This window comes from Collinsella sp. An271 (assembly GCF_002159695.1).
Lineage (GTDB): Bacteria > Actinomycetota > Coriobacteriia > Coriobacteriales > Coriobacteriaceae > Collinsella > Collinsella ihumii.
The window spans coordinates 75,775-97,671 of the sequence record NZ_NFJE01000008.1 but is presented as its reverse complement, the minus strand read 5'-3'; the positions used below and the strand labels follow the sequence as shown (position 1 = coordinate 97,671).

Genomic DNA, 21,897 nt, shown 5'->3' with positions numbered 1-21,897 from the left:
TCTCGCGACCCATAAAGGACAATATAATATATATATCGGTTTAGCAGATCCCTCTCGCCTTCCCCAACAGGATGGACGAGGGGGATCTTCCGTCCTTCGATATATTGAAAGTGTTTTATGCAAGACGATAACCTGTTGCCTGGCGCGATTCCGGTTCGATGGGTAAATTGACCACGATTCCGAAAAGATAACGCAGGGGTGCCGCCCGAGGCGCGCGCAGATCCACTCCACGCCCCTGCGCGGCTATTCCTCCGCGCGCCACCCGCGGCACACGTCGACCCAGCCCTCCGCGCGCGTGGCGCGCTCGAGCTCAGGGATGGTCAGGCGCACTCCGCTGTGGTCGTCGCCGCAGGCGGGGTGCACCACGTCAAAACGGCGCAGCGACTCGTCCAGATACACGCGCGCCTCGGGCTTGGCGCCAAACGGGCACACGCCGCCCGGCGCATGGCCCACAAGCTGCTCGACGACATCACCGGGAACCATCTTCGCCTTGGTGTGGAAGAACTGCTTGAACATGCTGTTGTTCACGCGCGCATCGCCGGCGCACAGGACCAGCACCGGCGCGTCGTCCACCAAAAACGCCATGGTCTTGGCGATATGCGCGGGCTCGCACCCGAGCGCCGCGGCGGCCTCCTCGACCGTCGAGCTCGGCGCCTCGGTCGCGATCACGCGGTCCCCGAGGCCGATGCTGTCCAGATATCTTTTTGCCACGTCAAACGACATGTCTTCATTCCTTTCCTGCGCGAAGTGCGCATGTTACAGCAGCAACAGGCCCGCAATCCACAAGATGATCGGCGCCAGATAGGTCAAGGGAAGATCCTTGGTCACCGCGCCGAACTCGCGGATGATCGAGCGCGCCCAGGTGTCGCCTGCGGTCGCCGCGCCCATGACGTCGGCGTCCAAGCCCATGCGGCATGCGAGATAGCCGCAGCGATACGCATGGAAATCGCTGGTCACCAGCGCCACGCGATACGACCCCGCCGTCGTCAGGCCGCCCATGACCTCACGTGAGAACGCGAGGTTCTCACGCGTCGTGGACGACCGGTCCTCCTCGACGAGCTGCTTTTTCGGCACGCCGCGATCGCGCAGGTAGTCGTGCATGACGCGGGCCTCGCTCAGCTCCTCGTCCGAACCCTGTCCGCCCGAAACGATGATCGTGCCCTTCTTGCCCTGGCGCTCCCACAGCGTGAAGGCGCAGTCGAGCCGGTCCATGAGCACGGGCGAGGGGCGCGTGCCCTCGATGGCCGCACCGTGCACGACGATGAACTTGTACGCGTTCTTGCGGTCGGGCGCGGCTCCGCGCGTGGCCACCCGATAGACGAACGATGCGAGCGCGACCATGGCGAGCGAGAACGACATCCACAGCCCGACCAGCGAGATGAGCCCGAGCAGGGCGCTCACCAGCTGGTTTCCGGTCCCCTCCACGACCATGGGAACCACGGTGAACAGCAGCGCGAGCACGACGGCGATGGCCAGAGGGATCGCCGATGCCGCACGGACGCCCCCGTCGCGCGAGATCAGCAGCACGCCGTTCATGGCGAACAGCTCGACCGCGACCAGCACGAACACGATCATGAGCGAGCCGGAAGTCGCCATGAAGCCGCCGGGGGCCGCGCAGGTGGCGATCACGAGTCCCGCGAACAGCATCAACGCCGTAGGCACCGAAGCGCGACCGAACGCACGCGTCCCCATGCGGAACGTCACGACGAGCACCGCGAGCGCCACGACGGCGAGCACAAGGCCCATCAGATGCACATCCATGTTCTTTCGTCCTTTCGAGATGGTCCGCGCCCCTGCCGTCCCCTACAGCCCGCAACGCTCAAGGAAGGAGCACGCAAGACCGATCCAGGGACGCACGACGGCCTGCTCCTCGGCGTTATCGGCGCAGGTGTTGATGTTCGCGACCGACAGGCCGTGCCCGCCCCGGTCGAAGACGTGCAGCTCATGGGCGACGCCGGCGCGCGCAAGCGCCGAGACGAGATCGTAGACCTGGATGATCGGGCAGGTACGGTCGTCGCTGGTCCCCCACACGAACGTCGGCGGCATATCGCGCGAGACATGCGTCGTGGGGCACACCTCCGCCATGCGCTCGTCGGTCGCCTCCCCGCCGATGACCATGGAGATGAAATCGTTGAGCAGATCGCGTCCCGTCTTGCCGCCCGTCTTGGGAACGCGCAGGTCGATGCGGGGATCGCGCGTGCGCTCATCGCGCATCACGCGCATGTCGAGCAGCGGATAGCCCAGCACGACCGCATCGGGGCGGATATGGTCGGGACGCTCGCCGGTAAGCGCGGCGAACGGGCCGGTCTTCCACTGGGCCGCCAGCGACGCGCAGATGAAGCCGCCTGCGGAGAAGCCGACGACGGCGACCTTCTCGGGGTCGACGTGCCATGCCTGCGCGTTGGCGCGCACGCGGGCTACCATCTTGGCAAGATCGGCCTCGGGGTTGGGAAACGACACGTTGCCCGTGGCGCTCGTCACGTAGTCGAGCACGAACGCCTGATAGCCCTGATTCAAGAACGCGAACGCGACCGGCTCCTGCTCGTGGGCGGCGATGTTGGTGAAGCCGCCTCCGCCGCAGATGACCACGGCCGGGCGGGGCGCATGCTCACGCGCCGGGACCGGGTCCGCCAGATAGGCGGTAAACGTCGCCGGATGCTCGTCGGTCGGATCGTCTCCCCAAAGGGCATGCTGTTCGATAACCATGAAGGCCCTTTCCATTCATTCTCTTCTGCGCGCCGCGGGCGCGGCGCATGTCTGCTTATCTTAGGGCATTCCCGCGCCGTGCGCCTGGCTCGCGCACGGTCTCCGCACATGCTTGAGGATGCCGCAAGCCGCCCGCGCCCCCAAACATGTGCTCCGAGGTCGGACTTGGGTTCATACCAAGCCATCCGGTGCGTATTTGGGTATGATGAGCTTGATAAGCTGCGAACCGCAGCTAGGGAGCACCGACCGATTGCCTTCGCGCCCGGCGCCCGTCACGGAGGGGCCGGGCGCGAACTGTTTTGCCGGACGTTCAGCCAGATGGGAGACAAGATGCCTGAGAACGAATTCGACATGATCGGCAAGCTGGGATTCGGCCTCATGCGCCTGCCCAAGCAGGGCGAGGACATCGATATCGAGCAGACCAAGCAGATGGTCGACATGTTCCTCGATGCTGGCTTCACCTATTTCGACACCGCCTGGGCGTACAAGGGCAGCGAGGACGCCATTCGCCAGGCGCTTGTCGAGCGGTATCCGCGCGAGCGCTACCGGCTCGCGACAAAATGCGCCGCGTGGATCGACTGCAAGACGCGCGACGACGCGATCGCGCAGTTCGAGACGTCCCTTGAGCGCACGGGGGCAGGCTACTTCGACTTCTACCTGCTCCACAACCTGGGCGAGCACCGCACGGCGCTCTTCGACGAGTTCGGTCTGTGGGACTGGATCTTGGAGCAGAAAGCCTCCGGGCGCATCAAGCACGCCGGCTTCAGCTTCCACTCCACGCCCGAGGAGCTCGATGCGCTGCTCACCGCCCATCCTGAGATGGAGTTCGTCCAGCTGCAGATCAACTACGCCGACTGGGAGAACCCCTCCGTGCAGTCGCGCGGCTGCTACGAGGTGGCGCGCGCCCACAACATGCCGATCGTGATCATGGAGCCCGTCAAGGGCGGCATGCTCGCCGACCCACCCGAGAGCGTCGCGCGCGTGCTGCACGATGCGGAGCCCGAATCCTCCGCCGCGAGCTGGGCGGTCCGCTTCGCCGCGAGCCTGCCGGGCGTCATCACCGTGCTGTCGGGCATGAGCAGCGTCGAGCAGATGGCGGACAACCTTTCGTATATGAAGGGCTTCACGGGCCTGTCCGACGCCGAGCGCACCACGCTCGACAAGGCGCGCGCCGAGCTCGCCCGCATCCCGCTCATCCCCTGCACCGCCTGCAACTACTGCGCCAAGGTGTGCCCCATGGGCGTCGGCATATCGGGGACATTCATGGCCATGAACATGCTGACCCTGTACGGCGACCTCAAGAAGGCACAGGACGAGGAGGCATGGCTCGTCGGCAAGCACGGGCACAAGCGGGCGACCTCGTGCATCGCGTGCGCAGCGTGCGAGCAGGCATGCCCGCAGCACATCAAGATTCCCGACGAGCTCGCACGCTGCGTCAAGACGCTGGGGATCGCCGAATAGCCCGTGACCTGAAATTCTAGGGACTGTCCCTAGAATTTCAGGGCTCTAGGGGCGCGTCAGCGCGCGGATGCACGTCGAGCTCGTCGCCAGGTAATAGGCGATCAGAATCGCCAGCGTGAGCCCGACCGTCGCTGCCGCAAACAGCACGAAGCCCTCCGACGCGAACATGATCGACAAAACGAAGATCAGCGCGAACCCAAAGAGGCAGTGCAGGCACGCCATGACGGCAGGAACGGCGAAGCTCGCCCCCACCTGCGCGCGCACGGAAGATCGCACCAGGGCGGCATCGGCCCCCAGGCGGTCAAGCGTGCGGTAGGCGACGTCCGCGTCGGCCGCCTGCGAGAGCTGCTGTAAGGCGAGCACCGCCGCCGCGGCGACCATGAACGCCGCGCCGTAGAACACGCAGGCGTAGGCGAGCGGGGCGAGCGCCCAAGCGCTCTCGAACAGGTCTCCCGAGCGCAGGCCCACGCTGAACACCAAGCCGGCCACGATCATGCACATCCCCGCGGCCAGCAGCACGCACACCGCGGCCAGCGCCGTGCAGCCGCTCTCGATGCGCGCCTCGACCTGTCGCACGGTAAACGGCACGAGCCCCGTGTAGTACCGCTCGGAACGCGCGCGCAGGCGGTCGGGCACGCGCGCCGCGATCACGCGGAAGGCGAAGTAGGTGCCGCCCAGCGCGATGAACCCCATGGGGATGATGAACACGATGAAGTAGCCGGGGGCGAGCAGGCACACGCCCCATACGAGCGCCAGCAGCGCGATCGCGAGCAGCCGCTGCACGCCCACGGCGACCCGCCCCGAGGCGACGCGGCGCTCAGGCGCGCGATCGGTGCGCATGAGCTCGATCAACGTGCACCTGCCCACGCTGCGCACCGCGCGCAGGGCGGCGACGACCGTGATGGCCGCAAACGCGAGGGCGGTCTGCGCGGCCGCCGCGGGCGAGACCGTCACCACCGGCGTCCAGGGAACGCCGAACACGAACGCCGCCACCAGGCCGAACAGGGGCGAGAGCGCCACGCCGAGCGCCATGCCCGCGATAAGCGACACGATGCCCACCGAGGCGCTCTCGAGCGCCAGCACGCACGAGACCCGAGCGTGCCCCATGCCCAGCAGCTCGTACAGGCCGAACTCGCGCTTGCGGCGGCGCACCAAAAACACGTTGGCGTATCCGATGAGAAACGCGAAGATCACAGCCACGAACACCGCGAACGCGACGAGCACCTCGCCGGACTTGGCGTAATAGAGCCGCTGCTCGGCCGTGAGGTCGAGCGCGAGCAGATAGTCGGTCGATGCCAGAAACGAGTACAGCAGGCAGACGGCGAAGGCGAGGGTCATGAAGTAGACCGAGAAATCGCGCGCGCTGCGCCGCACGTTGCCGAGGGCAAGCTTGATGAGCATGGGATCCTCCACGGTCGGGGACAGGACGACCTCTATGGTTCCACGTTGCGCGCGCCGATGTCTTACGGGCGGCTTACGGTTGGGCGCTTGGGGCTAACGCTTTTGTAAGGCGGGGCTTCTCGGATCGTTTGCCCCCCGGCAGCCGGGCCCGTCCCAAAAAGTCCCACCTGGCGTTTCCGGCCCGACGGTGCCATCATGGGGGCATCTGGTCGTTCGAAACCGGGAGGAACCATGCAAGCCGCAGAGGCACCGCAGAGCTCCACAGGCGTGCCCGCCCTGCTGGCGCGCGGCATAGCCTTTGGCTACGGCCGCGCAAATATCTGGGAAGACGTCGATTTCCAGCTCGAACCGGGCTCGCTCACCCTGCTCGTCGGGCCCAACGGAGCCGGCAAATCCACCCTGCTGCGCTGCCTCGCCGGCTGGGAGCGCCTGCGCGCGGGCGCCATCACGATCTGCGGCGCTCCGCTCGAAAGCGCGACGGCAGCCGAACGAGCCCGCATGGCGTTCGTCAACGACGTGCCCGCTTTCTACGACGACATCACGGCATTCGAGCACCTCGAGCTGCTCGGCCGCGCAAATCGGTGGAGCAACAGCCGATGGGACGAGGCCGACCGCCTGCTGGAGCGATTCGGCATCGCGCGGTTCTGCGATCAGTATCCGCAGAGCTTCTCGCGCGGCATGCGCGAGAAGCTCGCCTGCACCCTCGCGCTCGCCTGCCGGCCCGACCTCCTGCTGCTCGACGAGCCCACCGGCCCGCTCGACCCCGCATCGGCAGACATCCTGGAGCAAGAGCTGGGCCGTGCCGCCGACTGCGGGTGCGCCGTCCTGCTGAGCTGCCACCACCGGCTCGAGCGGCTCAAGCCCGACCGCGTGCTCGTCTTGCGCGACGGAACGCTCGAGACGCGCGACGGTGCCGTCGCGGAGCAGCCCGACTTCTGGAAAAGCGTGTAGGCGCCGCCATGTTGCACGATCTCGCCTCCCTCCTGTGGCTCCAGGCGCGCCACCTGCGTTCCGAGCTCAACTTCTACCTGTGGGCAGCCGGTGCCGACCTGGACGACGCGCGCGACCTCACCGACCGCATCTACCTGCTGTATCTTGCCCTAATCGTGGGAGGCAACGTCGTTGCGTGCTGGATGTGGCTGCTCGGCATGGTCGAGGGCAGCGCCGGAGACTTCGCCGCATATGCCGCGTCATCCCCGTCTGGGCTATCCCAGCTCGCCGCCCTCGTGCTGGCGGCGCCGGTCGCCTGCGGAGTCCTGTGGTCGGTGCGCAGCGCATGGCGCTCGCCGTGGGCGCCCAGCGCACCCGATATCATCTGGCTTGCGCAGACCGGCATCGGCACCGGACCGTGGGCGCTGACCGAACTCCTCCCGCGGGCGATCGTCGCGGGCGTCGTCGGCGGGGTGCCGGGATACCTCTTTGCCGCATTCTTCCAAGTGGCCTGCGGCGCCGCTCGCAGCGAGGTCCCGAGCTGCCTTGCGTTTGCCGTCACCGTGGCGCTCGCGATCAGCGCGGCGCGCGCGATATCCTGGGCCATCGGCATGGTGCGGATGCGCGCAGGCAGCCGCCACCGGCTGCCCCTTTCCATCGCGACGATCGCCGCCGGCGTATGCGCTCTCGGCGCCGCCGTGCTCAACATGCCGATGCTCGCTCGCGCCGCCGATACCATGCTGTTCCATGCGCCCGGCAATCCCTCTGCGCCCATCATCGCCTGCGCCATCATCGCCCTTGCCGCCATCGGGCTCGCCGTCGCGCTCGCCGCGCGCCTGCCCCGTGCTGCGCTCACGCGCGAAGCCGGCGTGGACGTCGACCTGTACGCCGTGCGGCGCATGGCCGTATACAACCCATCGCTCTACCGAGACCTGGTGCGCCGGAGCCGTCAGGCGCGGCGCACGCCGATCGGCCGCATGCCCGCCGGCACGGGCAACCGCGCGATCCTGGCGCGCGCACTCATCTCGACGCTGCGCCGATACGACACGTGGCTGCGCATCATCGGCGTCGGGGCCGTCCTCTCCCCTGCCGGCGTCGCCCTGCTCGGCGGGTCGCTCGCGCCGACTGCGGCGGCGCTGGGCCTGATGGGCGGCGAGGCGGGCGGCCGTGTGCTCGGAGCCGCGATGTGGATCATGTTCGCCCTGCGCAGCGCCGAGCTGCCCCGCGCCGTGTCCCGTGTGTTCCTGGATGACGAGCGCAACCGCTTCATGCGCGACCACCTGCCCGTGAGCAGCCCCGTTCTGCTCGCGCTCGACGCAGCCCCGGCGTTCATCCTCTGCGCGCTGGCCTCGTGCATCCTGGCGGCATTCGACAGATACGCCGGCATGCCAACCGGCCCGTCGCTCGTCTGCATGCTGGCGCTCGATATCATGCTTGCCCTCTGCGGCGCCCTCGACGCCGCCGATACGCGGCCGAGGCGTCTGCATCTCAGCTGCGAGGCGGCGATAGCCGTCTGCGGCATCGTCCTCGCCGTCCTGTCCGCCTGCGTGCCCGCAGGCATGCTGCCCTTTGCATTCATGGGGTGCGCGGCCGTGACCGCCCTCGTGGTTTCGCGGCTCATCGGCCAAGCCTGAAATTCTAGGGACGGTCCCTATTATTTCAGGGCTAGAGGAAGTCGTAGGGCATGCGGCGAGCGACGAGGTAAAACAGGGCGAGCGCAAACCACGCGAACGGGATGAAGAGGTACGCGGCGCCGAGCACGACGAGGCGCGCCAGGTAAAACACCACGCGCCGCGCACCGGTGCGCTCGCGGGTCTCGCAGCTCATACGCACGAAGCCTCCTCCCGGCGTGGAGCCCGCGTGCATCCAGGGCAGCACGCCCTCCACCAGCACAAACAGAAACGCCATCACGACGAGCATCCAAGGCGTGCCCGCCAGGTCGCGGGCGATGCCCTCGGGCAGGTTCCATAACATGATGGACACCGCGCCGCTCACCACAAGCGACAGCAGTCCGATGATCAGCGTATCGAGCCAGAACGCCACGCAGCGACGGATGAAGCCCGGCGCATGGGTGACCTCGCCCTCCTCGGCAAGCGCCCCGGGAGGCAGCACGCGGGCGAGGGCCGCGGCGCACAGCCAACCCAGCGCCGCCCCGCTCGTGTTGTAGATGAGGTCGTCGACGTCCGCCGTGCGATAGGCATACGGATAGACGCCGAACAATCCGGTGCCCTGCGCCGCCTCGATCAGCAACGATGCGGCAAAACCCAAGACGATCGACGGCACGAAGCGCAGACGGAGCAGACGCCCCGCAATAAAGCCCAAGGGAACGAAGAACACGACGTTGAAGGCGATCTGCGGCAGGACGGACAGGCCCTCGCGCGCAAAGTCCCCGATCGGCGCCAGGGGATTGAGCTGCCAGGGCACGCCGTAGGTGATTCCCGGCCCAGACATACCGTCGGGCAGCGGATAGAGCGTGAAGCATCCCAGGCCGAGCACATAGAGCACCGCTAGGTACGTCGAGACGACCGATGCGAACTTGAGACGACCGTCGCGATGGTAGAGATACGCCAGGATCGGGAGCGTCAGCGCAAACGAAGCCGCAGGCCACAAGGTGAGCGCGAGCAGGAAATTGTCGCTGTATCCCGATAAGAACCGTTTGATGAGGGCCATCGATGCCGCCTTCTGCCGAATTGCCTGCAACAGGTGCGAAATCGCACATATATATGTTCCTGCAGGCGGCAGGTCGGCCGCCATCGATTTGCCTTACGGTTGCATGACGGTTTGGTAAGGTTGCGCGGTCGGCCAGCCGATGCGCGACGCGAGGGGCCAAGCGGACGCAGGCCGACGACCCAACCGCCACGCCCGTCACCTCTTCCAGTCGATGTCTCCGAAGTGGCTAAAAAGTTCTGATTTGCTGTTGGGGGACCCGTGAAAACGGGCCCAGATTCCGCCACTGGCGCCGTATGCTCCCAAAACGCCCTCGATTTGGAACGATCGGGCCTTTGAATTCGGGATTTCAAACGGTCAATATAGACAGAACAGCCAACACAGCCACCTTTACCCGAACCAGTCTACAGCAAAACGGAAATTTCTAGCCAAAAATCCTAATCGCCGGCTCACGATGAGGCGCCACAGCGGAACGCCCCATCATGTTCGGAAATCTGCAGGCCGGATCCCCCGCCCTCAGCCCGCGGCGCGCCAGCGGTTGAGCGCGGCGAACAGCTCCTGCGGGCGCGGGAGCGCCAAACCGCACGACGCATCGCCGTGCTCGGACCAGGCGCTCCAGCCGCGCTCGTCGATCATGGCGTAGAGCGCGGCCACGATATCGCCCACCGTATGCGCGCCATCGAGCAGGCCGCGCGCCGCCGCGCAGCGGACGCATTGCGCCAGCGCGGACGTCTGTTCCTCGTCGACCAGCTGCTCGACAAGGCGCACGTCCACCGAGCCGCCGCCCACCGAGAACTCATCCAGACCGCGGACGCGCACTTTGATCCTCGCATCCGAACCGCGACGACCTCCGCGCGCCTGCGGCTTGATGCCAAAGATGCGCACGCGCCGCTCGCGTTGCGGCAGGACGAACCCCGCAGCACGCGGGGTCTGGGGCGCCTGCAGGTCCTCACACACTCTACGGACGCGCTCGGTGATGTCGTGCGCCTCGTAGCGGTCCATCTGAATCACGGCATCGGCGACCGAGAAAAACGCTCCCGAGCTTCCCGCCACGATCACGCAGCTCACGCCCGCTTGCTCCCAGAGGTCGCGCACGCGCTCCACGAACGGCGTGATGGGCTCGTGCTCGCCGCTCACGACCGCCTCCATGAGGGCGTCGCGCACCATGAAGTTCGTCGCCGACGTGTCCTCGTCCACCAGCAGCGCGTGCGCGCCCGCCTCGAGCGCCTCGATGACGCCCGCCGCCTGCGAGGTGCTTCCGCTGGCGTCCTCAGTCGAGAACCGATGCGTGTCGCGCCCGTCGGGCAGGTCGCCGATGAAAAGCGAGATGTCGGTATCGTGCACGGGACGACCGTCCTCGGCGCGCAGCTTGACCGCCGTGGCATCGGTGATCACGAGCTCGCGGCCATCGCCCGCGACATGGTTGTACACGCCGTCCTGCAGCGCGCGGAGCAGCGTCGACTTGCCATGATAGCCGCCTCCCACGATCAACGTGATGCCGCGCGCGATACCCATGCCGGACGTGGGGCCGCGATGGGGCAGATCGATCGACACGCGCATCGATGCCGGCGCGGCAAACGGGCGCGCACCCTTCAGCGGCTTTGCCGACACACCCGTCGCGCGCGGCAGCACCGACCCGTCCGCCACGAACGCCACCAGGCCCAGGCGCCCGAGCTCGTCGCGAACGGCCTGCTGGTCATCAGCCAGATCGACCGCGCGCTGTGCCATGGCAAGCGACCGGTCATCGCACACAAGCGCCTCGTCGACGCAGCGCGGCACCAGGTCGAGCAGCATCCGCTCGCATGCGCGCGCATCGACCGTGCGCCCGTGAGCAGGAAGGCCCGCCTCAAAGCGCAGCGTGATCGAGCCGTCGCGGGAGACCTCACACGCAGAGCGCGCCAGCACCTCCGGTCCGGGACGACTTGTGGCGAGAAGGCCGCTTTTGCCCGAACCGCCGACCTTGAAGCTCACGCGCGACGCGGCCTGGGCGAACCGGCGAATCAAGACGTCTTCGAGCGCAACCTTGCGGTGGGGCGCATCGAACAGCGGCCGGGGAAACCCCGCGGTCCGCGCCGGAACGACAACGCTCAGCTGGGACGGGGCCGCAAAGGGATCTCCCTGCACATGGTCGATCGACAGCGTGAAGCCGCCCATGTCGTAGCTTCCGCGTAAGCTCTTGTAGGCCGGATACCCTCGGCGCTCGATCGATGCCAGCTGGCGCGCCAGATCGCGATCTGTCTTCATGGGGAGACTCCTGTCGTTGTGCTCTCGTGCCTCGGATTGTAATCAATCCGCGCAGAACCGAGCGGCGGCACATCCGACGCACCGAAAAACCCGCCGCCCGCAACGCGGGAACGGAACCGGCGACGCAGCCGGCCACCTCTTCCCCATATTGACAATGACCAACATGCACCCGTCCCCCGTTTGCCTGCTATGATGGTCGATGGTCTGTAACTCGCTTTAACCCAAGAACAGGGGCATCTATGAACCGCACCAAGATCGCTCAGCTCTACGCCGATGCCGAGTCGCTCGGCGGGAGCCGGGTCACGGTCGCCGGATGGGTCAAATCCGTCCGCGATATGAAGAACTTCGGCTTCGTCACCCTGAACGATGGCAGCTGCTTCCGCGACCTGCAGGTCGTCATGAACCGCGAGGACCTCGCCAACTACGACGAGATCTCCCACCAGAACGTGTCGGCCGCGCTCGTGTGCACGGGCACCGTCAAGCTGACGCCCGACGCGCCGCAGCCCTTCGAGCTGACCGCCGAGAGCATCGAGGTCGAAGGAACCTCCACCCCCGATTACCCGCTGCAGAAGAAGCGCGCCACGGTCGAGTTCCTCCGCACGCAGCAGCACCTGCGCCCGCGCACGAACCTGTTCCGCGCCGTGTTCCGCATCCGCTCCGTGGCCGCCGCGTCCATCCACAAGTTCTTCCAGGACCGCGGCTTCGTGTACGTGAACACGCCGATCATCACCACGAGCGACTGCGAGGGCGCCGGCGAGATGTTCCGCGTCACCACGTTCGACCCCGCGCACGCGCCGCTGCTCGATGACGACACGGTCGACTGGAGCCAGGATTTCTTCGGCAAGGCGGCATCGCTCACCGTATCCGGCCAGCTCAACGCCGAAAACTTCGCCATGGCCTTCGGCGATGTGTACACGTTCGGCCCGACGTTCCGCGCGGAGAACTCCAATACGACGCGCCACGCCGCCGAATTCTGGATGATCGAGCCCGAGATCGCGTTCGCCGACCTCAACGACGACATGGACCTCGCCGAGGACATGCTCAAGTTCATCATCACCTACGTCATGGAGAAGTGCCCCGACGAGCTCAACATGCTCAACAAGTTCGTGGACAAGGGCCTGATCGAGCGCCTGACGCACGTGGCCACCTCCGACTTCGCGCGCGTGACCTACACCGAGGCCATCGAGATCCTGGAGCGCGCCGTCGCCGCCGGCCACACGTTCGAGTATCCCGTGAGCTGGGGCATCGACCTGCAGACCGAGCACGAGCGCTTCCTCACCGAAGAGCACTTCAAGTGCCCGACGTTCGTCACCGACTACCCCGCCGAGATCAAGGCGTTCTACATGCGCATGAACGACGACGGCAAAACCGTCGCCGCAGCCGACTGCCTCGTGCCCGGAATCGGCGAGATCATCGGCGGCTCCCAGCGCGAAGAGCGCCTCGACGTGCTCGAGCGCCGCATCGCCGAGCTCGGCATGGACGAGGGCCAGTACAAGTACTACCTCGACCTGCGCCGCTTCGGAAGCTGCAAGCACGCCGGCTTCGGCCTCGGCTTCGAGCGCATGGTCATGTATCTGACCGGCGTCGGCAACATCCGCGACGTCATCCCGCACCCGCGCACCGTGGGCAACGCGGAGTTCTAATCTTCAAAACACGTTGCGACCGCTCAGCCCCCAGCGAACGTCCAGTCCGCTGGGGGCTGCTTTTGTAACGTTCGCCGATATATATTTTGCTTGTTTTTATACGTATACAGCGACTATCTGCTGCGTTGGCCACCATCAGGATACCTGTTGGAAATCTGTTAGACCCCCTTTGATAGGCTGGGCCCATCTTCAGCCGTCTTACGGGAGGTATCCATGGCACTCTATTGGCCCGAACAGCATGTCGCGCTCGAAATCGTCGACGATCCCCACGCGCGCCCCTTCGATCGCGCGTCCGACCCCGACGCGACCGTCATCCAGACCACCGTCGCCGAGATAAGCGATCTCGAATCATTCCGCGCGCTCGCCAAGCGGCTCGCCGCCGCACTCGGTGAGAACCTGCCCGAAGACACGCCGCTGTTCCGCCGGCGCCAAGCGGATCTGCACGCCTTCGCGTTTTCCCGCGCCAGCCGATACCGTCCCTCCCTGCATAACCGGTGCGACACGACGGCGAAGGGTGACTGACGTGTACCGCATCGAAAGCACGGCCGAATTCGATCGATGGCTCAACCGCGTACCTAACAGGCCGGTGCGCTTCTCGATCATCCGGAGGATCCGCGCCATCGCACGCGAGGGGCATCTGCTCGGAGATTGGAAGCAGGTCGCCAACGGCGTGTTCGAGCTGAGGTTTCGAGACGAGGCGAGACATCGGGTCTATCTCGCGAGAAGGGGCTACCGGCTCGTTCTCCTTCTTGGCGGCGCCGGCCGCATCCGCGGGGCAGACGCCGTGCGGGCGGCGCACCTCTGGAGGCGCTGGAAGAAGCTCCATGGAAACAGGATTTTCTGACATACGGCGGGACCGGAACACGGTTGTGCCACCGAGACCGGCGGGAGCGGAGGCTCCGGCATCAAGAATTGCTGAAAAATCGACGTTGTGGACGGATAGAATCCCGACCCGCGTGAAATGGCATCTTCGGTGTCAACGTTTCCGCAGGTAACGGCCGTACGACAGGTGCCCTTTTGCGAGCGTTCCAAACCAACTCGTCCACAACGTCGATTTTTCAGCAAAAGTTGGGGCCGAAGCCTCCGCTGAACCGATCCGGGAAGATCCGCGCCGGGCAATTCGGTCGGCGGGCAGATTTTTCCTATCGCCGGAGCAAACGTTAATACTGTGTAACCTGCGCGACGGAATTAATGGGCACCGCGGCGGTGCCCTCTATCATCAATAACTATCTATCTGCATATTCGTTCGGGAAAGAACCGAAGAGAGGAAGGATTCGCCATGAAACGGCTCAAGACCCTGGCATCCGCCGTCGTTGCAGGCACGCTTGCGCTCGCGCTTGCCGCCTGCGGTGGCAACGGCGCCACGACCGAAACCACCGACGAAGGAAGCTCCACTGCCGAGGCCGCAACCGGCTCGACCTACAAGATCGGCGTGCTGCAGCTCACCGAGCACGCCGCGCTCGACGCCTCCAACGAGGGCTTTGTTGCCGCCCTCGATGACGCCGGCATCGACTACGAGATCGACCAGCAGAACGCGCAGAACGACCAGTCCGCCTGCCAGACCATCGCGAGCAAGCTCGTGAACGACGGCGACGACCTGATCCTCACCATCGGCACGCCCGCAGCGCAGGCGGTCGCGAGCGCCACGAGCGACATCCCCATCATCGGCACGGCCATCACCGACTTCGCCGAGTCCGGCCTGGTCGCTGACAACGAGGCCCCCGGCGGGAACGTGACCGGAAGCTCCGACCTCACCCCCGTCGCCGACCAGATCGACCTGCTCCAGCAGCTCGTGCCCGACGCCAAGACCGTCGGCCTTCTGTACTGCACCGCCGAGTCCAACTCCGAGGTCCAGATCGCCATGGCCGAGGAGGCGCTGGATGAGGCCGGCATCGCGCACGAGCGCTACACCGTGTCGTCCTCCAACGAGATCCAGCAGGTGGTCGAGTCCATGGTCGGCAAGGTCGACGCCGTCTACACCCCCACCGACAACACCATCGCCGCCGGCATGGCGACGGTCTCCATGGTCGCCAACGAGAACGACCTGCCCGTGATCGTGGGCTGCGACACCATGGTCGAGGACGGCGGCCTCGCCTCCTACTCCATCAACTACTACGACCTGGGCTATAAGGCCGGCGAGATGGCCGTCGAGATTCTCACCGAGGGCGCCGACCCCGCCGAGATGCCCATCGAGTACCTCGCCGCCGAGGACTGCCAGCTCATCGCCAACCAGGCGACCGCCGATGAGGTCGGCATCGACATCTCCGGCCTCGAAGATGCTGAAATCGTCTAGAATTACCGAACACGATACGGCTCACGCGCCGGGGCCGAATGACTGGACCCCGGCGTCGCATCCCCCTTGCGCTCCGCGCAAGGCAATATGAGGAGATAACTATGGAACGCACCACGCTTTCCCGCCGCACATTTTCCAAAGGGCTCGCCGGCATGGCGGCGCTGACCGCTGCCGGCACGCTCGGGCTTGCAGGCTGCGGCGGCGACACCGCCGAGAGCGGCTCCACCTCGGCCTCCGGCGACGGCAAGACCTATAAGATCGGCGTGCTGCAGCTGACGGAGCACGCCGCCCTCGACGCAGCGAACGACGGCTTCGTCCGCGCGCTCGACGAGTCGGGCATCTCCTACGATATCGAGCAGCAGAACGCGCAGAACGACCAGTCCGCCTGCCAGACCATCGCCTCCACGCTGGTCAACGACGGGTGCGACCTGATCCTGGCCATCGCGACGCCCGCCGCCCAGGCGGTCGCCGGCGCCACGAGCGACATCCCCATCATCGGCACGGCCATCACCGACTTCGCCGCGTCCGGCCTGGTGGACGACAACGACGCCCCCGGCGGCAACCTGACCGGCACCTCCGATATGAACCCGGTGTCCGACCAGATCGACCTGCTGGTGCAGCTCGTGCCCGACGCCAAGACCGTCGGCCTTCTGTACTGCACCGCCGAGTCCAACTCCGACATCCAGGTCGCGCTGGCCGAGGAGACCCTCGACGAGCTCGGCATCGCGCACGAGCGCTACACCGCCTCGAGCTCCAACGAGATCCAGCAGGTCTCCGAGTCCATGGTCGGCAAGGTCGACGCCGTCTACATCCCCACGGACAACACCATCTCCGCCGGTATCTCCACCGTCACCATGGTGACGAACGAGAACAACCTCCCGACGGTCGTCGGCGAGGTCGGCATGGTCGAGGGCGGCGCGCTGGCGAGCGTGTCGATCAACTACGAAGAGCTCGGCTACCGCGCAGGCGAGATGGCCGTCCAGATCCTCACCGAGGGTGCAGATCCCGCCGAGATGCCCATCGAGCAGATGACTGCCGATGAGTGCGACCTCGTCTACAACCAGGAGACGGCCGATACGCTCGGCATCGACGTGTCCTTCCTGGCAGATGAAGGCGGAGAGGACGTCTCGGCGTAACCCTCCCCTGCAGACAGCTTGCACCTCAGGGCTGGAGACCTGCGTCTCCAGCCCTTTTTTGTTCTTGCCGGGGCCCGGTACCCCGGAGCTCGCACGTTTCAACTCCATTACAGATACCTTCTGGCTCCATCGGGCAAGTCGCCGTGCTAGACTTGTCGGATGTATCTACATCGTTCTCGCGATGAACCCCGGCGAGCATACCCGTCGGGGTTCATTTGGCTGAATAAAGGAGGAGAGATATGGGGCTCGCCCTACTTGGCGCCGTATCCCAGGGCATTCTCTGGGGCATCATGGTCCTCGGCGTCTTCATCACCTATAAGCTGCTCGACATCGCGGACCTGACGGTCGACGGCAGCTTTGCACTCGGCGGCTGCGTGTGCGCCGTGCTCGTCGTGGGAGGCGTGGACCCCCTGGTCGCGATCTTGGCGGCCATGCTCGCCGGCATGGTTGCAGGTGCCGTCACGGGCTTTCTGCACACCGTGTTCGAGATCCCCGCGATTCTCGCCGGCATCCTCACGCAAATCGGCCTGTGGTCCATCAACCTGCGCATCATGGGCAAGTCCAACACGCCGCTGCTGAAAAACGAGACCATCTTCTCCAAGGTCACCGACATGACGGGCCTGTCCACGAACGCCGGCGCCATCGTCGTCGGCCTTGTCGCCGCCGTCCTCATCATCGTCGTGCTCTACTGGTTCTTCGGCACCGAGATCGGTTCCGCCTGCCGCGCCACCGGCAACAACGAGGCCATGGTCCGCGCGCTCGGCGTGAACACCAAGGTCACGAAGATGATCGCCCTCGTGCTCTCCAACGGCCTGGTCGGTCTGTCCGGCGGCCTGATCTGCGAGAGCCAGAAGTACGCCGACATCGGCATGGGCACGGGCGCCATCGTCATCGGCCTTGCCGCCATCGTCATCGGCGAGGTCCTGTGGCGCGTCCTGCCCGGCGCCAAGCTGCACTCCTTCGGCGGGCGCTTGGCGTCTGCCGTCGTGGGCTCCGTGGTCTACTTCCTCATCCGCGCCATCGTCCTTCAGATGGGCATGGATGCCAACGACATGAAGCTGCTGTCCGCCATCATCGTCGCCCTCGCCCTGTGCATCCCCGTCGTGTGGGAGAAGTACCAGCTCAAGCGGTCCTACACCCGTGCCGCACGCTCGGAAGGGGGGCGATAGGCGATGCTGAACATCACCAATGTCTGCAAGACCTTCAACGCCGGAACCATCAACGAGAAGCGCGCGCTGGTAAACGTCAACCTCACGCTTGATGCGGGCGACTTCGTCACCGTCATCGGCGGCAACGGCGCCGGCAAGTCGACCCTCATGAATATGATCGCGGGCGTCTACCCCATCGATTCGGGCGTCATCGAGCTCGACGGCAAGGACATCTCGCTGCTGTCCGAGCCCGCGCGCGCCAAATACCTCGGCCGCGTGTTCCAGGATCCCATGATGGGCACCGCCGCCGACATGCAGATCATCGAGAACCTCGCCATGGCGAAGCGTCGCGGCAAGACCCGTACGCTCGCCTGGGGCGTCACCAAATCCGAGAAGGACGAGTACACCGAGCGCCTGGCCGAGCTCGGCCTTGGTCTCGAGAAGCGCCTCACCAGCAAGGTGGGCCTGCTGTCCGGCGGCCAGCGCCAGGCGCTCACGCTGCTCATGGCGACGCTGACCGAGCCCAAGCTGCTGCTGCTCGACGAGCACACCGCCGCCCTCGATCCCAAGACGGCCTCCAAGGTGCTCGAGCTCACGGAGAAGATCGTCGGCGAGCACCAGCTCACCACGCTCATGGTCACGCACAACATGAACGACGCCATCCGCCTGGGCAACCGCCTCATCATGATGCACGAGGGCCGCATCATCTACGACGTCAAGGGCGCCGAGAAGAAGGCGCTGACCGTCCCCGACCTCCTGCAGAAATTCGAAGAGGTCTCCGGCGGCGAGCTCGCGAACGACCGCATGCTCCTGTCGTAGCCCAACCGCCCTCACGAGCGCTTCTTTCGGCCCCGGTCCCAGCACCGGGGCCGTTCTTATTCGGGCAGAGCGCAAGGCCCGGCGCCTTCGCTCTCCCGCCCCGTCCCATCCAAGGAGGCTTATGCCGAAGCTCATCAAAAGCCGCGAGGCGGATGCCGCCGACGTTCGCACCGTCGGCATTCCGCGCGGTCTGCTGTACTACCGCTACCACACCCTCTGGCGCACGTTTTTCGAACGCCTCAGCCGCACGGTCGTCGTCGACCAGCCCTCGACGCGCGCCACGTTCGCCGCAGGCGATGCCGTCTCGGTCGACGAATGCTGCCTGGCGTCCAAGCTCTACATGGGCCACGTCCTTGCGCTGCTCGACGGCCGTGGGCTCGACCCTGCGGGAAACCCCCGTCCCGTCGACGCCCTGTTCATCCCCAGCACCGCCAACTTCGGCCAGCTCAAGCACTTCTGCACCAAGTTCCAGGCCCTTCCCGATCTCGTGGCCAACTCGCTCTACGAACGCCATCCGCGCATCCTGTCCTTCGCGGTCGACGAGCTCGAAGCGCACATCTCGCTGCGCGAGGGCCTCATGGAGCTCGGAGCGCGCCTCGGCGAGCGTCCCCGCGACGTGAAGGCGGCCATCCATGCCGCCCTGCACGAGCAGCAGCGCGCCGAGGAGATGCTCGCCCGCGCCCAACGCGACCTGCTTGACAGCATCGAGCGCCTGCCGCGCGGCGGGCGCCCGCTCACCATCCTCGTGGCGGCCCACCCCTATGTGGCGCACGACCCCTTTGTCGGCGGCGCGGTCGAAGACGCGCTGCGCGCGGCGGGCGCCGAGGTCATCTATGCCGACGAATACGACCGCGAGCGCGCCTACAAGAAGAGCTTCGAGTTCTCGGCGACGCTGCCCTGGATCGTCAACCGTGAGCTCGTCGGCGCCATCCTGGCGCTGCACGACCGCGTCGACGGCATCGTGATCATGAGCGCGTTCCCCTGCGGCCCCGACTCCATGACCGATGACGCCGTGCAGCGCTGCGTCCACGGCAAGCCGATCCTGGCGCTGACCGTCGACGCGCAGTCGGGAACCGCCGGCGTGGAGACCCGCATCGAGAGCTTCGTCGATATCCTTCGCTATCAGCAAAAGGGAGGTTACCTGCATGACTGATGCCCGCATGAGGCAGCCCGGCGAGTTCGCCGACGACACCCTGCACCGCCCCGTATCCAACGAGGCGCGCGCCCGCGTGGCCGTGGAGACGGGCGCCCGCCGCGGCCTGTTCGGATCCGACGGCGCCACGCGTGCCGACCGCCGCGCGGCAAAGCGCGCCGACCGCGCACGTCGCCGCGACAAGCATCACGCCGCGCGCCGTGTCGCCTTCTTCCATTACAGCTATTACGGCCCGGTCTTCAAATACTTTGTCGAGCAGGTCTTGAACGCCGAGTATCTCGACATGGGAGAGCCGACGCGCCGCACGCTCGAGATCGGCAGCCAGCACAGCAACGACTACGTCTGCGCACCGTTCAAGCACATCATGGGCGCCTACATCGAGGCGCTCGATGCCGGTGCGGACGTGCTCATGCAGTTCACGGGGCCGTGCCGTCTGGGGTACTACGGCGAGCTGCAGGAGTCCATCCTGCGCGACATGGGCTACGACTTCGAGATGCTGAACTTCGCCAACGTGCCGAGCGGCTCGATGAAGGAGTACGTGGCGTACTGCAAGCGCGTGGTCAATCCGCACCTGTCTATCCCCGCAGGCGTGGCAAACCTGCTCGCGTGCCTGCGCATGGTCGAGCGCATGGACAGCTACAACGACGCCTACCTGGCCCGCGCCGGCTTCGAAGTCGAGCGCGGCAGCTTCGCGGCCGCCCAGAAGCGCTTTTTCCAGGACATGCGCGACGCGACGTGCGCGGCGGACATCGACGAGGCCTACCGTCGCGGCATGGCGGAGCTCGACGGCATCGCCATCGACAAGCCGGCGGACCCCGTGCGCGTCGGCATCGTGGGCGAGTATTTCACCGCTCAGGACGCGCCGAGCAACCTGCACCTGGAGGACAAGCTGCTCGCCATGCACGTCGAGCTCGCCCGCGCGCTCAACATGACGAGCCGGCACCTGCACTACAACGAGCCCAACCTGCGGCGCAGCATCTCCGAGTACGTCGCCTACGACATGGGGCCCACAAGCACGCTCACCATCGCCGCGGCCAAGCGCTACATGGAGCAGGGGTTCGACGGCATCGTGCACCTCAAGTCCTCGGGCTGCACGCCCGAGATCGACGTCATGCCCGTGCTGCAGCGCCTCTCACGCGACTATCACGTGCCCGTGCTGTTCCTCTCCTACGATTCGCAGACAAGCGATACGGGCCTGGACACGCGTCTCGAGGCCTTCTACGACATGATCGCCATGCGCAAGGCCCGCTGATCGCAGCCCGCCCCGCGTTCCGAGCGCGACGGCGTCGCCCGATCGCCACGAAAGGAAGAACCATGATCGAAGCCTATCTGGGAGTCGACACCGGCTCCATTTCCACCAAGGGCGTCATCATCGACGCCGACAAGAACATCATCGCCCGCTCCTACCTGTGGACCGAGGGCGATCCCACCGACGCCGCCCGGCGCGTGGTCGACGAGCTCGCCTCGCAGATCGACACCTCCGAGGTCCAGGTCGTGTCCGTGGGAACGACCGGGTCGGCCCGGCGCCTGGTGGGCGCCGTGCTCGACGCGCAGGTGATCAAAAACGAGATCACCGCGCACGCGGTGGGCACCACCTTCCTGCACCCCGATGTCCGCACCATCCTGGAGATCGGCGGCCAGGACTCCAAGATCATCTGCGTCGAGGGTGGCATCGCCGTCGACTACGCCATGAACACGCTGTGCGCCGCGGGCACGGGCTCGTTTCTGTCCAGCCAGGCGCATCGTCTGGGCGTCGAGGTCGAGGAGTTCGGCGCCATCGCCCTGTCGAGCAAGAAGCCCGCGAACATCGCCGCACGCTGCACGGTCTTCGCCGAAAGCGACCTCGTGCACAAGCTGCAGGTCGGCTATTCCAAAGAGGACATCATCGCCGGACTGTGCCGCGCCGTGGCGACCAACTATCTCAACAACGTGGGCAAGGGCAAAAAGATCGTCGCGCCGGTGGTGTTCCAGGGCGGCGTCTCCAAGAACATCGGCGTGGTGCGCGCCTTCGAGGACGCGCTCGGCATGGAGGTCCTCGTTGACCCCGACGGCCATCTCATGGGCGCGTTCGGCGCCGCGCTGCTTGCGGCAGACGTGCCGACCTCACAGCGCCGCCCCTTCGCCTTCGATGTCGACGATTTCGAGTTCCGCACGCGCGAGGTCGTCTGCAACCGCTGCGCCAACCACTGCGAGATCATCTGCGTCTACAAAGATGACGACCTGATCGACTCGTGGGGCAATCGCTGCGACCGCGGAGCGATTCGAGTGGGTAAATAACCCTAATCCCCTACTTTCG

19 protein-coding genes are annotated in these 21,897 nt (G+C 66.1%); 13 read left to right on the top strand and 6 right to left on the bottom strand.

Features of this window, described 5'->3' with window-relative positions:
* Window positions 1-243: 243 nt before the first annotated feature.
* Genes B5F74_RS08345 through B5F74_RS08335 form a run of 3 tightly spaced genes read right to left on the bottom strand, consistent with a single transcriptional unit; the run spans window position 244 to window position 2,706 of the window.
* On the bottom strand, window positions 244-723 hold the full coding sequence (locus tag B5F74_RS08345) for a YbaK/EbsC family protein (protein WP_087201581.1): 480 nt from the start codon (window positions 721-723) through the stop codon (window positions 244-246).
* 33 nt (window positions 724-756) lie between these two features.
* Window positions 757-1,761 carry a YdcF family protein gene (locus B5F74_RS08340; protein WP_087201579.1) on the bottom strand — a complete coding sequence of 335 codons (1,005 nt, stop codon included), beginning with the start codon at window positions 1,759-1,761 and terminating at the stop codon, window positions 757-759.
* A gap of 42 nt (window positions 1,762-1,803) precedes the next feature.
* Window positions 1,804-2,706: an alpha/beta hydrolase gene (locus B5F74_RS08335; RefSeq protein ID WP_087201639.1), complete on the bottom strand. Its 903-nt coding sequence runs from the start codon at window positions 2,704-2,706 to the stop codon at window positions 1,804-1,806.
* Window positions 2,707-3,036: 330 nt separating this feature from the next.
* Here B5F74_RS08335 and B5F74_RS08330 point away from each other — a divergent pair, with 330 nt between their 5' ends.
* A complete protein-coding gene (locus B5F74_RS08330; RefSeq protein WP_087201577.1) occupies window positions 3,037-4,167 on the top strand; it encodes an aldo/keto reductase in 1,131 nt (376 codons plus the stop codon).
* Window positions 4,168-4,212: 45 nt separating this feature from the next.
* Here B5F74_RS08330 and B5F74_RS08325 read toward each other — a convergent pair whose 3' ends face one another.
* The gene (locus tag B5F74_RS08325; RefSeq protein WP_087201575.1) at window positions 4,213-5,568 is read right to left on the bottom strand and encodes an ABC transporter permease; all 1,356 of its coding nucleotides are present in this window, start codon (window positions 5,566-5,568) and stop codon (window positions 4,213-4,215) included.
* Window positions 5,569-5,799: 231 nt separating this feature from the next.
* On the opposite strand from B5F74_RS08325, the gene B5F74_RS08320 reads away from it, so the two are divergent.
* Both B5F74_RS08320 and B5F74_RS08315 read left to right on the top strand, forming a co-directional pair.
* Entirely contained in the window at window positions 5,800-6,519 is a 720-nt protein-coding gene (locus B5F74_RS08320; protein ID WP_087201573.1) for an ABC transporter ATP-binding protein, read from the top strand.
* 8 nt (window positions 6,520-6,527) lie between these two features.
* Window positions 6,528-8,132 (top strand): hypothetical protein, encoded by a 1,605-nt coding sequence (locus tag B5F74_RS08315; RefSeq protein ID WP_087201571.1) that lies wholly within the window; start codon window positions 6,528-6,530, stop codon window positions 8,130-8,132.
* Between the two features lie 31 nt (window positions 8,133-8,163).
* Here B5F74_RS08315 and B5F74_RS08310 read toward each other — a convergent pair whose 3' ends face one another.
* Both B5F74_RS08310 and B5F74_RS08305 read right to left on the bottom strand, forming a co-directional pair.
* Window positions 8,164-9,168 carry a VanZ family protein gene (locus tag B5F74_RS08310; RefSeq protein WP_087201569.1) on the bottom strand — a complete coding sequence of 335 codons (1,005 nt, stop codon included), beginning with the start codon at window positions 9,166-9,168 and terminating at the stop codon, window positions 8,164-8,166.
* Window positions 9,169-9,681: 513 nt separating this feature from the next.
* A complete protein-coding gene (locus B5F74_RS08305; RefSeq protein WP_087201567.1) occupies window positions 9,682-11,409 on the bottom strand; it encodes an ABC-ATPase domain-containing protein in 1,728 nt (575 codons plus the stop codon).
* A 239-nt stretch (window positions 11,410-11,648) separates the two neighbouring features.
* Here B5F74_RS08305 and asnS point away from each other — a divergent pair, with 239 nt between their 5' ends.
* The 10 genes from asnS to B5F74_RS08255 all read left to right on the top strand — a co-directional run bounded on the left by asnS (window position 11,649) and on the right by B5F74_RS08255 (window position 21,878).
* Window positions 11,649-13,052 (top strand): asparagine--tRNA ligase, encoded by a 1,404-nt coding sequence (gene asnS / locus B5F74_RS08300; protein WP_087201565.1) that lies wholly within the window; start codon window positions 11,649-11,651, stop codon window positions 13,050-13,052.
* Between the two features lie 213 nt (window positions 13,053-13,265).
* Window positions 13,266-13,574: a hypothetical protein gene (locus B5F74_RS08295; protein ID WP_087201563.1), complete on the top strand. Its 309-nt coding sequence runs from the start codon at window positions 13,266-13,268 to the stop codon at window positions 13,572-13,574.
* A gap of 1 nt (window position 13,575) precedes the next feature.
* A complete protein-coding gene (locus B5F74_RS08290) occupies window positions 13,576-13,896 on the top strand; it encodes a hypothetical protein (RefSeq protein ID WP_066829654.1) in 321 nt (106 codons plus the stop codon).
* Window positions 13,897-14,331: 435 nt separating this feature from the next.
* Window positions 14,332-15,345, top strand: a complete 1,014-nt coding sequence (locus B5F74_RS08285) for an ABC transporter substrate-binding protein (protein ID WP_087201561.1) — start codon at window positions 14,332-14,334, stop codon at window positions 15,343-15,345.
* A gap of 101 nt (window positions 15,346-15,446) precedes the next feature.
* A complete protein-coding gene (locus B5F74_RS08280) occupies window positions 15,447-16,481 on the top strand; it encodes an ABC transporter substrate-binding protein (protein WP_087201559.1) in 1,035 nt (344 codons plus the stop codon).
* 239 nt (window positions 16,482-16,720) lie between these two features.
* Window positions 16,721-17,650 (top strand): ABC transporter permease, encoded by a 930-nt coding sequence (locus B5F74_RS08275; RefSeq protein ID WP_066829661.1) that lies wholly within the window; start codon window positions 16,721-16,723, stop codon window positions 17,648-17,650.
* Between the two features lie 3 nt (window positions 17,651-17,653).
* On the top strand, window positions 17,654-18,448 hold the full coding sequence (locus tag B5F74_RS08270) for an ABC transporter ATP-binding protein (RefSeq protein ID WP_066829664.1): 795 nt from the start codon (window positions 17,654-17,656) through the stop codon (window positions 18,446-18,448).
* A 121-nt stretch (window positions 18,449-18,569) separates the two neighbouring features.
* Complete coding sequence (locus B5F74_RS08265) at window positions 18,570-19,601, top strand: acyl-CoA dehydratase activase-related protein (protein ID WP_087201557.1); 1,032 nt, start codon at window positions 18,570-18,572, stop codon at window positions 19,599-19,601.
* The gene (locus tag B5F74_RS08260) at window positions 19,594-20,853 is read left to right on the top strand and encodes a 2-hydroxyacyl-CoA dehydratase (protein WP_204212516.1); all 1,260 of its coding nucleotides are present in this window, start codon (window positions 19,594-19,596) and stop codon (window positions 20,851-20,853) included. Before B5F74_RS08265 ends, B5F74_RS08260 begins: the two co-directional genes overlap by 8 nt.
* Before the next feature lie 62 nt (window positions 20,854-20,915).
* Complete coding sequence (locus B5F74_RS08255) at window positions 20,916-21,878, top strand: acyl-CoA dehydratase activase (protein ID WP_239283426.1); 963 nt, start codon at window positions 20,916-20,918, stop codon at window positions 21,876-21,878.
* Window positions 21,879-21,897: the final 19 nt, after the last annotated feature.